Here is a 13,642-nt window from a genome sequence, read left to right as displayed (position 1 = left end):
AGCTATTTTATTTTAAATCTGAGTCCTGCATAATACATACTTCCAAAAATTGGTCCGTACACAAATGTCGTATCAAAATTGGCTCCAAATGGATCGTCTGCACCTAAAATTGGATTATTTTGCCTCACATTGGTCATGTTTTCTCCACCTAAATATATTTCAAATTTCTCAGAAAACACTTTGGTAATCTGAGCATTCAACGTACCTACAGTTGGCGTATATTCTGGCAATTGGTATGCACTAGGATTTGATGCTGTTGATGTAAATCTTTGCTTGCCCAACCAATTATAAGTAACATCAAATCGCCAGTGTGCAAGATTATCTTTCATCTTTGTTTCATAAGCCAAATTTGCAAATAAACGATGCTTAGCTGTTAATGGTTTTTCCAACTTTCCTGAATTATATTGAGTTTTGATATCAGAAAACTTATACGCCGTTCTTAAATCAAAACCTTGAAAAACATTATAATTAAATTCTATCTGAAAACTATTGGCATAACTATCGCCATCAAGATTATAAAAATTTAACTGTCGTGGATTTTCAAAATCAACCACAATCTGATTTTGGAAATCCGTTCTATAATAATCAAAGGTCACGTCGCCCTTATTTCCAAAAAGATTAAAACCTTGTAAAAATGAAATACCATAATTCCATGCTATTTCAGGGTCCAGACCATAAGCACCTTTTAAGCTACCCAAAGGCATACCACCATCAATTAACAAAGTTCTTGAGGTCGCAAAAATATTTTGATTTTCGGCAAAAATATTCGCGCTTCGTTTTCCTCGCCCAAAAGAAATCCTAAAAGCAGATTTTTCCCAAGGTGTATAACGCGCATGAAACCGAGGTGTCACAAAAGTCCCCAACACATTATGATGGTCAATACGAACACCTGCCGTTAAATTCAGGTTTTCCAAATTATCAAAATTATATTCCATGAAGGCTCCTATTGAATTCTCGGTTCGTTCAAAATCTTCAATAAGTACCAACTCATCATAATGATCATAAGTATAGCTAATTCCTGTTTTGATTTTATGTCGTGAATCACTTATAATCGTGTTATAAATACCATTAACATATAAACTGTTATGCAAAATATCATAAAGATTCAATCCAAAATAGGAGTTTTGTTTATGACTGATAAATGCGGTTTGAATGCCAATACTTTGCCAAGGGATATTAGGATTTACGTATCCTGTTTTAACCGAAACATCAACTCTTTTGGTATCAATTTCACTACCCCAAGCATTGGTGGTCAACTTATCCGTATCGGGATTAAAATTGAGCTGTCCTGTTTGTTTTGAATCGTCCAAATAGCTGAAATTGATAAAACTTACAAAACCTTTTTCTGGATTGGTATATTGCCAGCGGTTCATGAAATTTATTTGATCATAAATAGGCATATCCATAAATCCGTCGTCATTAACATCGTGCTTTTTGTTCTGTGTATTACCATGAAGATACAATCCTGTACTCCATTTTTCACTGACTTTGGTGTTTAAATGCACATTGGCTTCAAACCGTTCATTATTTCCACCATAAAGATTAACAAAAAACCTGTTGTCTGTCGTAGGTTTCACGAGTTCTGTATTAATTTGTCCGGCAATACTTTCAAAACCATTGACCACACTTCCGGCACCTTTGGTAATTTGGATACTTTCTACCCAAGTTCCTGGCGTAAAACTCAGTCCGTAAGCTTGCGAAGCACCACGAATAGTAGGGATATTTTCAGCAGTAATCAAGATATACGGACTGGTCAATCCCAACATTTTTATCTGGCGTGTGCCTGTCACGGCATCTGCAAAATTAACATCGATTGAAGGATTGGTTTCAAAACTTTCGGACAAATTGCAACAGGCGGCTTTCAATAATTCGTCACTACTTATAAACGTCACATTGGCCGATTGCATATACGATTTTGAAGTGGCTTGTTTTCTTGAAGTAACGGTAATTTCGTCCAACTCACTGGTTGGTCTTAAGGAATGTTTGATATATTTTGGAGAAATAACCGTTAAGGTATCTGTTTTATAACCCACGTAACTAATCACCAGTTTTGTAAATTCCTTTTGATAGGGAATACTGAATTTCCCATCAATATCGGTTGTTGCACCAATAGTGGAATCCAGCCAATATACATTGGCACCCGGAAGTGGCAAAGTTTGTTTTTGTTCGGTTATTTCAACAATGATTCCTTCTATTTTTTCTTGTGAAAAAATAAATATCGGCAGGAACATGAAGCTGTAAAGTATATTTTTCATTTATTAATTTCTATTGATATTTAAAAACTTAAGAGATTTACGAGCAAATAAATACACTTTAAAAAAATATATCTATCAAGGATTTTTGAAATGTTTTTTAATAACACTTTTGATTATAATTTCAATAAATCCGTGAAAAATCGAAACTTTTCGTTCTTCTCTAAATTAATTTGTTCGAAACTTTTTGCTGTATTCTAAGATTTTCTTGTAAACTATTTGATGGTTCAATTATTAATGTAATTAACGCCACTGCGCCACTACATTTTTTTGAATTAAAGAATCAAATGGTGAATACTTGGTTCAAAACCTGTATATCGGTGACCAAAGTAGGTGGAGAATAATCTTTATGAGGAATAACCTGTTCAGGTAATCCTTCAAAAAGATTAATATAGGAAAATATAAAAGTAGTTATTAAAAAATGTTGGTCAATTTGCAAATCTTCGGAAGATGCCTTTTTTAGCTTGTCCTGACCTTTGACAATCTCAAGTTCGTTTTCGCAACATGATTTTTTTTCTAAAGCGGCTTTGGACGTTTCATCAACATCACAGGAATTTGCCTTGGAAAAAATTGATGTATCGATCAAAACATCACCACAAAAATGCTTCTCCAAAATAAATGAATTGGTGGACAAGAGCAGTAAAATTGCCATTGCCAAGGAAAGGATTTTATGGACGCCTTTTTGATTCATTCGATGCAAAATTACAAAAAAACATTTTATCCCAACTTACCATAAAAAATCAGTGTTTTTTGAATTTTAATTGATCATAATAAAAAGCTGGCAATAAAAGCAATAACAAAATAGGTTGGATCAAAAAACGTCTAATATTAAAGAAAATGTAATAATCTTCTTGTTTTGGATTGATTACGAAATATAGAAAAAACGTCAATAATACAAAAAAAGACAAGACATAAATAAGTGCCGAAAACTTAATCATACTTCTATCTTTAAATAAAATAAAAATAATGCCCAATGAGATTATAGAATTCAGAAAATATCTCAATGCAGTAAAAAGTGTCACTTTAAAAACTTCACGGCGGGGATTATCGATATACAAATAGTCATTTTTGAAAAAATTGAGGTAAGGATCATAGAATAATTGGTTTTCAAAAGCGCGTATCAGCACCAATAACCCGAAAAGTACTAAAAGCGCTATCAGCTTAGTAATACTACGCATTGGTTCGGTTTAAATTTGAAAGCCTCTTGATCCAAAATATCCAAAGCAAAAAAACCATTCCATAGATAATCAATGGAAAAATAACGCTATGCATTACCTCTTGTCGCGACGGATAATGATATAATCCTAATGATAAAATCACAAGTCGCACTAAATTAACGATGTAAATAAGCACACTGCCTGCCAAAACATACAAAAAAGTAGGTTTGAATCTATCGGCAAACGCAGTTACAAATGACCCAAATAAAATGACAACACTTATGGAATTACAACCTTCAATTAATCGTAAAACAAATTGGCCATTGATTATAAGTTTCATTGAAGGTTCATCTGGATGATTCACTATTTGCGAATCATAACCCAAAGTATGCAAAAAGGCATTGGTTTGTTTTGAAACCAAATTGGTAAAATAATCGGGATAATAGGTTGAACCATCGGAAAAATCCAAATACAATTTGTAGATAAAACTCAATGTAGCATAAACCAATAAAAAAGTCCCAATAAACTTAATAACCGATTTATATTTTATGAAAAGATTCTTCAAAAAAAGTGTTTTTATATATGCTGTTAAAAATATACAAAAAGCAGAATTGAAGCGGTAGTTTTTGAATACTTTTACCAAAACTTTTAAACAATGGCATTAGAAAAACTTAAACCTCTCATCAATTCTATAATTTCAGATCAAGAACGTTCTGTCGATGAGCGTTTGCTTGCGGTATGTGAGGTGTTGGAATCGCATGTTGATTATTATAATTGGGTTGGGTTTTACTTTAAAAACGGCGATAAAAACGAATTAAAATTAGGCCCTTATGTTGGCGCACCTACCGATCATACGATTATTCCTTTTGGAAAAGGGATTTGTGGACAAGTGGCGGTTAGCAATAAAAACTTTGTCGTTCCGGATGTGTCTGCACAAGATAATTATATAGCGTGCAGTATTACGGTAAAATCAGAAATTGTGATTCCGATTTTTGTAAATGGCAAAAATATTGGGCAAATTGATATTGATTCTAATACGATTGATCCGTTTACTGAAAAGGATGAACGCTTTTTGGAGTTTGTTTGCGCTAGAGTGGCTTCAATACTTTAGGGTAACTCTGAGAAATTGAAGTTGAAGTCGAAATTGAAATCGATCTAAACAACTAGGGAGAAGTAAAAAACACTTCGTATTCCCTCAGTGCACCTCAATGAAATAATGCTCGCAGGACGTATATTTTAAAGGCCACTCCCGATAGCTATCGGGATCACAAATAAGCTCTAGAAACACTTGTGTATTAGTGCTTTCACTTAAACTCAATGTTTTTTTTGAAATCCGCAAAATTAGTGCGATTCTTGTCTAAAAAATCAATGAAAATCCGCCTAATCAGCGTCATCAGTGTTCTATTGTCATAGGACACAGAGGAGTTTTAACTCAAACACACAGATTCTTTTTTAAAAATTCGTGTAAAATTTAGATAATTTATTTAGGAGTTTACAATCTACATTCCTGTTCTGATTGCTTCCACAGGATCTAATTTTGATGCTGAAATAGCTGGAATTACCCCTGAAATCAATCCGATAAGTGTAGAAAGCATAAATCCTAAAAACATATTTCCGGTAGAAAGTACAAATTCAAAATCGCCAGTAAACTGTGAGGCAATCAATGATCCTATCCATACAAAAAAGAGACCTACAAGACCGCCAATGACTGCTAAAATAACCGCTTCAAACAAAAACTGGAACAGGATAAATCTGTTTTTTGCGCCTAATGACTTTTGTATTCCAATAAGATTTGTACGTTCTTTTACGCTCACAAACATAATATTTGCAATTCCGAATCCTCCAACTAATAGTGAAAAACCACTAATAATCCATCCCATAGCGTTCATTGTCCCAATAATACCGTCAATAGCATCCGTAAAACCAGACATTTTATTTACAAAAAAATTATCAGGCTCACCTGCTTTCAAACCCCTATAAACTCTATATTTTTGTTTTAAAACATTTTCAAAAGCCCCCATATCGACGCCTTTTTTGGGTTTTATAATAATAGCCCCAGGAATACCACCAATACCACCAGTTTGAAAACGTCGGACAAAATTTGCAGGAACAAAACCTTTATCATCAGGACCTCCACCTAAGCCACCTCCCATTTTTTTTATAACACCAATAACGGTCAACTTACGACCGTAAACTCTAATTTGCTTTCCGATGGGATTGGAGTTTCCAAATAAATTCTCGGCAATAGAATGTCCAAGAACAATGACCGGAGAGCCATTATTTGATTCTGATTCGGTATAAAATCGACCGTTTTCAATTTTGATGTTTTCAATTTCATAAATTTCATTGGACACCGGACTTATATCTACTCCCGAAATAGTCTCCGACCCGTATCTCACCGTTTGTGGATTTCCAAAAATAGTATATGCAGAAGCTGCAATATCTGGCACATTTCGTCTTACAAATTCAAAATCACCATATTCCGTCTGTGGAAAATTATCCCGCTGCCAACGTGGCACCGACGTTGGACCAAATGAAAACTTAGTTAAATAGATGGTATTCTTATCTAAGCCAGAAAGCTGATCTTGAATATTTCTATCTAAAGAATCAACCGCCGCCAAAACAGCAATAATCGAAAAAATACCGATGGTCACACCCAATAGCGACAAAAATGTACGCAGTTTATTAGTGGTGAGCGCATTGATGGCAAATGAAAAACTTTCTTTAAATAAACGAAGGTAAAGCAGCATCGATTCTTGGTGTTTTAAAACAAATTTAAAGATAGGACGTTTTTAATATTTTTTTGTTACAAAAAACATAAATAAACTCTAGGATCTTGTCTTTAATTGTCTTGAAGAATATGTACTTTTGCACTTTAAAAATCACTTTTTTACTAAATATTATTTTTCTCATAGGCTTTTATCATAAATAAAGCTAAAACAAACACACAACACCATGAATAACAAAACCATTTCAACTGCCTTAATTTCTGTTTTCAGTAAAGACGGATTAGAACCTATTGTTAAAGAATTAGACCGGTTAGGCGTTACGATTTATTCTACCGGAGGCACTGAAAGCTTTATTAAAGCACTAAACATCAACGTTATTCCTGTAGAAAAGGTAACTTCTTATCCTTCTATTTTGGGCGGACGTGTCAAAACATTGCATCCAAAAATTTTTGGTGGCATTTTGAACCGTCAAAATAATGCCCAAGACATTTCAGAATTGGCAGACTACAATATCCCACAAATTGATTTGGTCATCGTGGACTTATATCCATTTGAAAAAACCGTAGCGTCAGGTTCAAGTCATGAAGATATTATTGAAAAAATAGATATTGGCGGAATTTCTTTGATCAGAGCTGCAGCCAAAAACTATGAAGACGTGGTTTGTGTAGCCTCAGTTGATGATTATGCCGAGTTTTTGGAATTGTTACAATCCAAGAAAGGTGAGACCACAAGCGCAGACAGAAAACGTTTTGCGGCCAAGGCGTTTAATGTGTCGTCACATTATGACACCTCTATTTTCAACTATTTCAATAGCGATCAGCAAGAAACGGTTTTAAAAATTAGTGAAACTAATGGTAAAGAACTTCGTTATGGCGAAAACCCACATCAAAAAGGATATTTCTATGGCGATTTTAATGCGATGTTCGATCAACTTCATGGTAAGGAATTAAGCTATAACAACTTATTAGATGTTGATGCCGCTGTTAATTTAATGAACGAATTTAAAGGTGAAGCGCCAACATTTGCTATTTTAAAACATAATAATGCCTGCGGATTTGCACAACGTCCAACCTTGCACCAAGCTTATGTAGATGCTTTGGCTGGCGATCCAGTTTCGGCGTTTGGTGGTATTTTAATTGCCAATACCGAAATTGACGAAACAACTGCTCAAGAAATCAATAGTTTATTTTGTGAAGTGGTCATAGCTCCTAGCTTTTCTGCGGAAGCGAGAGAAATTCTAGAAAGTAAGAAAAACAGAATTTTATTGGTACAAAAAGACGTAGAACTTTCGCAAACAACGGTTAGAACTTGTTTGAACGGAATTTTGGTTCAAGATAGAGATAATATTACGGATGCTATTTCAGATTTAACCTATTCGACCAACAATAAACCTACTCAAAATGAGTTAGAAGATTTAATATTCGCTTCAAAAATTTGCAAACACACCAAATCGAACACAATTGTATTAGTTAAAAACCAACAATTGTGCGCTAGCGGAACCGGACAAACCAGTCGTGTGGATGCGCTTAACCAAGCCATCCATAAAGCACAGTCATTTAATTTTGATTTGAAAGGTGCAGTGATGGCTAGTGATGCTTTTTTTCCGTTCCCTGATTGTGTGGAAATTGCAAAAAACGCGGGTATTACAGCTGTAATCCAACCTGGAGGTTCTATTAAAGACGATTTGAGTGTGGATTATTGCAATGCCAATAATATGGCTATGGTAATGACAGGAACACGTCATTTTAAACATTAAAAGACAAAAAAACACATTTGTAATAAACCCTTTATATTTATGAAGTTTTATTACATTTACAACAATATCAAAAACAAACGAATCATCAACCTAAACAATCAATAACACACATGGGATTTTTTGACTTCTTAACTGAGGAAATAGCCATAGATTTAGGAACTGCCAACACATTAATTATTCACAACGATAAAGTGGTTGTAGATAGTCCTTCAATTGTTGCAAGAGACCGAATTTCAGGAAAAATAATTGCCGTTGGTAAAGAAGCCAATATGATGCAGGGTAAAACACATGAGAACATTAAAACCATTCGACCTTTAAAAGATGGGGTTATTGCTGATTTTGATGCCTCTGAGCAAATGATCAATTTGTTTATTAAAAACATTCCTGCCTTAAAGAAAAAGTTTTTTACGCCAGCATTACGAATGGTTGTTTGTATTCCTTCTGGAATTACAGAAGTTGAAATGCGTGCTGTTAAAGAATCTTGTGAGCGTGTTAATGGGAAGGAAGTATATTTGATCCACGAACCTATGGCTGCAGCAATTGGTATTGGTATTGATATCATGCAACCCAAGGGAAATATGATTGTGGACATAGGAGGTGGTACTACCGAAATTGCAGTAATTGCATTAGGCGGGATTGTATGTGATAAATCGGTTAAAGTGGCTGGTGATGTATTTACCAACGATATTGTTTATTATATGCGTACACAGCACAACTTATATGTTGGAGAGCGCACCGCAGAAAAAATTAAAATCCAAATCGGAGCTGCTACTGAAGATTTGGAATTACCGCCAGATGAAATGAGTGTTCAAGGTCGTGACCTTTTAACAGGAAAACCTAAACAGGTTCAAATTTCTTATCGTGAAATTGCAAAAGCGCTCGATAAATCTATTTTACGTATTGAAGATTCGGTTATGGAAACCTTGTCGCAAACACCGCCAGAACTGGCTGCCGACATTTACAATACCGGAATTTATCTTGCTGGAGGAGGGTCAATGTTAAGAGGTTTAGACAAACGTCTGTCACAAAAAACAGATTTGCCTGTTTATATTGCCGAAGATCCTTTGAGAGCTGTTGTAAGAGGAACAGGTATTGTATTAAAAAACCTTCCAAAATTCAAGAGTATCCTGATAAAATAGTGAACCCGAATGCAACAAATCATAAACTTTGTACTTAGGAACAAAACTTTTCTTGTGTTTTTGTTGCTGCTTGGATTGTCTTTGTTTTTAACTATTCAATCACATTCGTATCACAAAAGTAAATTCATCAATTCCTCAAATGCAGTTACAGGAACGTTGTACCAATTTTCCAACGGTATTGGACAGTACTTCAATTTAAGAAAAGAAAATTCAGCACTCTTGGAAGAAAACCGAATGTTGAAATCGATTGTTCACAATTGGGGCGTGGACACCATAACCCATCATTTAAAAGACAGTTTGATATTAAATGAGCATTTTAGATTTAGGACGGCCGATGTTTATAAAAATAGTTATTCTCAAACGACCAATTATCTCACTATAAATAAAGGAAAAAAAGACAGTATCAAAATAGACCAAGGTGTGGTTACATCGAAAGGAATTGTTGGAATTATTGAAAACACATCTAACAATTTTTCTTCCGTTCTATCCATTTTAAACACCCGAAGCCGAATAAATGCACAGTTAAAAAAGACCAATCATATCGGTTCTTTGGTGTGGGATACAGAATCCACAGAACTTGCCCAACTTATTGATATTTCAAAATTCGCACCAGTTACAATTGGCGACACTATCATAACAGGTGGACAATCTACTATTTTCCCAAAAGGCATTTTAATAGGCACTATAGACTCCTACAAGCTTGATACAGGTGGTGATACTTACATCGTAAACGTAAAGTTGTTTAACGACATGACCAATATTGGCCATGTCTATGTTATTGAAAACTTACAAGCTCCAGAGATAAAATCATTACAAAAACCTAGAGATGACTAAGATTACCCTAAACATGGCCGCAAGGTTTATCATTCTGGTTTTGTTACAGGCATTGATCTTTAACCGGATCAATTTCATGGGCCATATCAACCCTTATATCTATATTTTATTTATTATTTTATATCCGGCAAACAGCAACCGAACGGCATTTGTGTTTCTTGCATTTTTGCTTGGTTTGTGTATAGATGTATTTTCAGATTCGGGAGGCATACATGCTGCGGCCTGCGTGATCATTGCGTATATAAGACCTGTGTTTCTAAAATTCACTTTTGGAACCGTGTATGACTATCAATCGGTGAAATTTGACCAGATCGATTTTGGAAGTAAACTGACGTATTTTTCGGCAATGATTTTTATCCATCATCTGATCCTGTTTTCACTCGAAATTTTTAACATTTCCAAAATAATTTTAATACTTAAAAACACATTATTCTCTGGGATTTTCACTATTATTCTTTGTCTAATAATCACAATTCTTTTTAGTCAAAAACGTAAATGAGAAAACTGCTCCTTCTTTTAACTATAGTTTTTGTGGGCTTGGTTTTTATTGCACGCTTGTTTTATCTGCAAGTGTACAATGAAGATTCCTATAGCTTGCTAGATGACAATGCCATCAGAAAAGTCTATGATTATCCAAAACGAGGTTACGTTTATGACAGAAACGGCAAATTGCTCGTTGCCAACCAACCATCTTATGATGTGATGTTCATCCCTAGGGAAGTAAAAGAAATGGATACTTTGGAATTTTGTAATCTTTTAAAAATTACAAAAGAAGATTTTATCAACTTCTACAATAAAGCCTACCGCTATTCACCCCGATTGCCATCTGTATTTATACCTCAGCTGTCAAGAATTGAATATGCCGTTTTGCAGGAAAAAATACGCAAATATGAAGGTTTCTATATTCAGAAACGGTCTTTGAGAGATTATCAAACTAATATTGGAGCGAATGTTTTGGGAGATATTGGAGAAGTCAACAATTATATCATTGAAAACGATCCTTATTATAAAAGTGGAGATTTAATAGGAAAACAAGGTGTTGAATTGTCTTATGAAGAAGTATTACGTGGTGTAAAAGGAATTAAATTCATCCAAAAAGACAGATTTAACCGAGATATCGGCCCTTATAAAGAAGGTATTTATGACACTTTACCAGTTCCAGGAAAAGATATCAGCATTACCATTGATTCTGAACTGCAGAAATACGGTGAACTTTTAATGACCCAAAAACACGGTGGTATTATTGCCATAGAACCAAGTTCGGGAGAGATTCTTGCCATGGTTTCGGCACCATCTTATAATCCCAATTTGTTGGTTGGAAGACAGCGCTCCAGAAATTTTTCCAAGTTATATAACGATACGATTGCAAAACCACTCTATGACCGAAGTTTACAAGCACAATACCCACCAGGATCGCCCTTTAAAGTATTAACTGCATTGATAGGCCTCCAGGAAAAGGTGGTGACCACTCAAGAACAATTTACGTGTAGGCACGGGTATTATTTAGGAAACAGACGTTTGACAGGATGTCACAGCCATGCTAGTCCATTGGCCATGAATACCGGTATTGCACAATCTTGCAATGCTTATTTTGTAAATGTCTATCGCCGTATTATAGAAAAATATGCCAAACCAAAAGAAGGCATGGATGTATGGAGCAATCATGTGAAAAGTTTTGGATTGGGTAATTATTTAGGCTACGACCTTAAAATTGGAAATAAAGGACATATTCCTGATGGTGATTTTTATGACAAATGGTATGGCGCAAACCGCTGGTCGTCCACCTACAATATTTCTAATTCTATTGGTCAAGGTGAAGTTGTTGCCACACCAATTCAATTGGCTAACATGGTAGCAGCTATCAGTAATCGTGGCTATTTTTACACACCGCACATTATCAAACAAATTGAAGGTGGCGAAATTGACAAAAAATATACAACGCCCAACTATACCACTATCGACAAAGAACATTTTGAACCTATTGTTCAAGGCATGTTTGATGCTTATAATGTAGGAACAGCCGCTACCCTTAGAGTGCCTGGTATTGACATTTGTGGTAAAACCGGTACTGCTGAAAACTTTATGAAGATCGATGGAAAGACCACTCAATTAACTGACCATTCGATTTTTGTAGCTTTTGCGCCAAAAGACGATCCAAAAATTGCCATTGCGGTTTTTGTTGAAAATGGTTACTGGGGAAGTCGGTTTGCTGGTCGTATAGCCAGTTTGATGATCGAGAAATATATTAAAGGAAACGTCACAATGACCGCTATGGAAAACTGGATTTTAACGCATAGTTTAGAAAATGAATATGCGAAACCTTATTCAGGAAAACCATTTGGCATTAATAGAGAATCGGCATTACAGGTTATTGATAAGATAAAGCCGGATACAACATCAAATCCAATTAATGCACCATCACCATTTAAGTTAAACTAAATGCAAAGAGATCATAGAGGATTAAATTTTGATTGGATCATCATTGTCCTATTTTTGTTGCTCCTTGGTTTTGGATGGCTCAACATTATATCGGCCTCCCATTCTGGAGAAATAACGAGTTATTTTGATACCAGCCAACCTTATGGAAAACAATTGGTATTCATTATACTAACTTTTGTTTTAGTCATTCTTGTTTTAGCTTTGGACGCTAAATTCTATGAACGCTTTGCGAGTGTTTTTTATATTGTATCACTCATTTCGCTGGCAGGATTATTCATTTTCGGAAAAAACGTCAATGGTGCCACAGCGTGGTATTCCATTGGAGGAATGACATTGCAGCCCAGTGAGTTTGCAAAATTTGCAACGTCCCTAGCCGTTGCAAAATATATGAGCGATCTTCAAACCAACATGAAAACTTTTAAAGATCAACTTAAAACCGTTGGTATTATTGTGGTACCCGCCATGCTCATCTTACTACAAAATGATGCTGGTAGCACCGTGGTTTATGCGGCTTTCTTTTTTGTATTTTATAGAGAAGGTTTACAGCAAATATACCTTGTCATTGCCGTCTTCTTAATTATGCTATCAATATTGGCCCTTAAATTTAATGTGACAGTTGCAGTTATGGTTTCGGCCATTTTAATTTTTGGACATCACTATTTTGGACAAAAAAAACGTCCAAATATTGTTCAACCTATCGCCATTCTTTTAGCATGTATTGTGGTGTCTTTTGGAGTTAAATATTTTTATAATTCTATTTTACAAGTCCATCAAAAAGACAGAATAGGCATTTGGTTAAGGCTAGAGCGCGATCCAGATGCACTTCATGAAATGAAACAAACCATCCTTTATAACTTGCACGAATCTGAAAAAGCAATAAGCTCTGGAGGTTTGACAGGAAAAGGTTTTTTACAAGGCACTAGAACGACCGGTAAATTTGTTCCTGAGCAACATACCGATTATATTTTTAGCACCGTGGGCGAAGAATGGGGCTTTATGGGCAGTGCGTTGGTCGTCCTGCTTTTTGTTGCGCTGCTCCTCCGGATTTTATATTTGGCCGAATTGCAAAAATCACAATTCAGCCGTATTTATGGGTATTGTGTGGCCTCCATCCTATTCATCCATTTTATGATCAATATTGGCATGGTCATGGGACTTATTCCAACTATCGGTATTCCACTTCCGTTTTTTAGCTATGGCGGTTCTGCACTTTGGGCATTTACCATTTTGCTGTTTATTTTTGTTAAGTTAGATTCTAACAGAATTAATGAATGGTAAAATCATCATTTAAAAATCCACCCAAAATCTAACTTTACAAATAGCACAAAACGATTTC

Annotated in this window: 12 protein-coding genes; 7 read left to right on the top strand and 5 right to left on the bottom strand. The window is 35.1% G+C overall.

The window, feature by feature from the left end:
• Positions 1 to 2: 2 nt before the first annotated feature.
• From VNJ50_RS02525 to xrtF, 4 genes are all read right to left on the bottom strand, one after another.
• Positions 3 to 2,255, bottom strand: coding sequence for a TonB-dependent receptor plug domain-containing protein (locus tag VNJ50_RS02525; RefSeq protein WP_325578745.1), 2,253 nt, complete (start codon positions 2,253 to 2,255; stop codon positions 3 to 5).
• Between the two features lie 280 nt (positions 2,256 to 2,535).
• Positions 2,536 to 2,943 (bottom strand): HYC_CC_PP family protein, encoded by a 408-nt coding sequence (locus tag VNJ50_RS02520; RefSeq protein ID WP_325578743.1) that lies wholly within the window; start codon positions 2,941 to 2,943, stop codon positions 2,536 to 2,538.
• A 49-nt stretch (positions 2,944 to 2,992) separates the two neighbouring features.
• Positions 2,993 to 3,430 carry an exosortase F system-associated membrane protein gene (locus tag VNJ50_RS02515; RefSeq protein ID WP_325578741.1) on the bottom strand — a complete coding sequence of 146 codons (438 nt, stop codon included), beginning with the start codon at positions 3,428 to 3,430 and terminating at the stop codon, positions 2,993 to 2,995.
• Positions 3,423 to 3,974, bottom strand: a complete 552-nt coding sequence (gene xrtF / locus VNJ50_RS02510; protein WP_325578739.1) for an exosortase family protein XrtF — start codon at positions 3,972 to 3,974, stop codon at positions 3,423 to 3,425. The genes VNJ50_RS02515 and xrtF overlap by 8 nt, the downstream gene beginning before the upstream one ends.
• 90 nt (positions 3,975 to 4,064) lie before the next feature.
• Between xrtF and VNJ50_RS02505 the strand changes: the two genes are divergently transcribed.
• On the top strand, positions 4,065 to 4,520 hold the full coding sequence (locus VNJ50_RS02505) for a GAF domain-containing protein (protein ID WP_325578738.1): 456 nt from the start codon (positions 4,065 to 4,067) through the stop codon (positions 4,518 to 4,520).
• 388 nt (positions 4,521 to 4,908) lie between these two features.
• Here the strand turns inward: VNJ50_RS02505 and VNJ50_RS02500 are convergent, their stop codons facing one another.
• Positions 4,909 to 6,159 (bottom strand): ABC transporter permease, encoded by a 1,251-nt coding sequence (locus VNJ50_RS02500; protein WP_325578736.1) that lies wholly within the window; start codon positions 6,157 to 6,159, stop codon positions 4,909 to 4,911.
• 205 nt (positions 6,160 to 6,364) lie between these two features.
• Here VNJ50_RS02500 and purH point away from each other — a divergent pair, with 205 nt between their 5' ends.
• From purH to rodA, 6 genes are all read left to right on the top strand, one after another.
• Positions 6,365 to 7,894 (top strand): bifunctional phosphoribosylaminoimidazolecarboxamide formyltransferase/IMP cyclohydrolase, encoded by a 1,530-nt coding sequence (purH, locus tag VNJ50_RS02495; RefSeq protein ID WP_325578734.1) that lies wholly within the window; start codon positions 6,365 to 6,367, stop codon positions 7,892 to 7,894.
• Between the two features lie 110 nt (positions 7,895 to 8,004).
• Complete coding sequence (locus VNJ50_RS02490; protein WP_325578732.1) at positions 8,005 to 9,033, top strand: rod shape-determining protein; 1,029 nt, start codon at positions 8,005 to 8,007, stop codon at positions 9,031 to 9,033.
• 9 nt (positions 9,034 to 9,042) lie between these two features.
• Positions 9,043 to 9,867 carry a rod shape-determining protein MreC gene (gene mreC, locus VNJ50_RS02485; protein WP_325578730.1) on the top strand — a complete coding sequence of 275 codons (825 nt, stop codon included), beginning with the start codon at positions 9,043 to 9,045 and terminating at the stop codon, positions 9,865 to 9,867.
• A complete protein-coding gene (locus VNJ50_RS02480; RefSeq protein ID WP_325578728.1) occupies positions 9,860 to 10,366 on the top strand; it encodes a rod shape-determining protein MreD in 507 nt (168 codons plus the stop codon). The genes mreC and VNJ50_RS02480 overlap by 8 nt, the downstream gene beginning before the upstream one ends.
• Positions 10,363 to 12,306 carry a penicillin-binding protein 2 gene (gene mrdA, locus VNJ50_RS02475; protein WP_325578726.1) on the top strand — a complete coding sequence of 648 codons (1,944 nt, stop codon included), beginning with the start codon at positions 10,363 to 10,365 and terminating at the stop codon, positions 12,304 to 12,306. The genes VNJ50_RS02480 and mrdA overlap by 4 nt, the downstream gene beginning before the upstream one ends.
• On the top strand, positions 12,307 to 13,584 hold the full coding sequence (gene rodA / locus VNJ50_RS02470; RefSeq protein WP_325578724.1) for a rod shape-determining protein RodA: 1,278 nt from the start codon (positions 12,307 to 12,309) through the stop codon (positions 13,582 to 13,584).
• Positions 13,585 to 13,642: the final 58 nt, after the last annotated feature.

The sequence above is a fragment of the Gelidibacter sp. genome (assembly GCF_035577925.1).
GTDB lineage: Bacteria > Bacteroidota > Bacteroidia > Flavobacteriales > Flavobacteriaceae > Gelidibacter.
Note: the sequence above shows the minus strand (reverse complement) of the source record. Positions and strands in the feature narration are given on the sequence as shown.

Excerpts from the sequence above, each read along its gene's own strand:
- VNJ50_RS02525 (WP_325578745.1), bottom strand. The coding sequence starts at position 2,255 with ATGAAAAATATACTTTACAGCTTCATGTTCCTGCCGATATTTATTTTT.
- VNJ50_RS02520 (WP_325578743.1), bottom strand. The coding sequence starts at position 2,943 with ATGAATCAAAAAGGCGTCCATAAAATCCTTTCCTTGGCAATGGCAATT.
- VNJ50_RS02515 (WP_325578741.1), bottom strand. The coding sequence starts at position 3,430 with ATGCGTAGTATTACTAAGCTGATAGCGCTTTTAGTACTTTTCGGGTTA.
- VNJ50_RS02505 (WP_325578738.1), top strand. The coding sequence starts at position 4,065 with ATGGCATTAGAAAAACTTAAACCTCTCATCAATTCTATAATTTCAGAT.
- VNJ50_RS02500 (WP_325578736.1), bottom strand. The coding sequence starts at position 6,159 with ATGCTGCTTTACCTTCGTTTATTTAAAGAAAGTTTTTCATTTGCCATC.
- purH (WP_325578734.1), top strand. The coding sequence starts at position 6,365 with ATGAATAACAAAACCATTTCAACTGCCTTAATTTCTGTTTTCAGTAAA.
- VNJ50_RS02490 (WP_325578732.1), top strand. The coding sequence starts at position 8,005 with ATGGGATTTTTTGACTTCTTAACTGAGGAAATAGCCATAGATTTAGGA.
- mreC (WP_325578730.1), top strand. The coding sequence starts at position 9,043 with ATGCAACAAATCATAAACTTTGTACTTAGGAACAAAACTTTTCTTGTG.
- VNJ50_RS02480 (WP_325578728.1), top strand. The coding sequence starts at position 9,860 with ATGACTAAGATTACCCTAAACATGGCCGCAAGGTTTATCATTCTGGTT.
- mrdA (WP_325578726.1), top strand. The coding sequence starts at position 10,363 with ATGAGAAAACTGCTCCTTCTTTTAACTATAGTTTTTGTGGGCTTGGTT.
- rodA (WP_325578724.1), top strand. The coding sequence starts at position 12,307 with ATGCAAAGAGATCATAGAGGATTAAATTTTGATTGGATCATCATTGTC.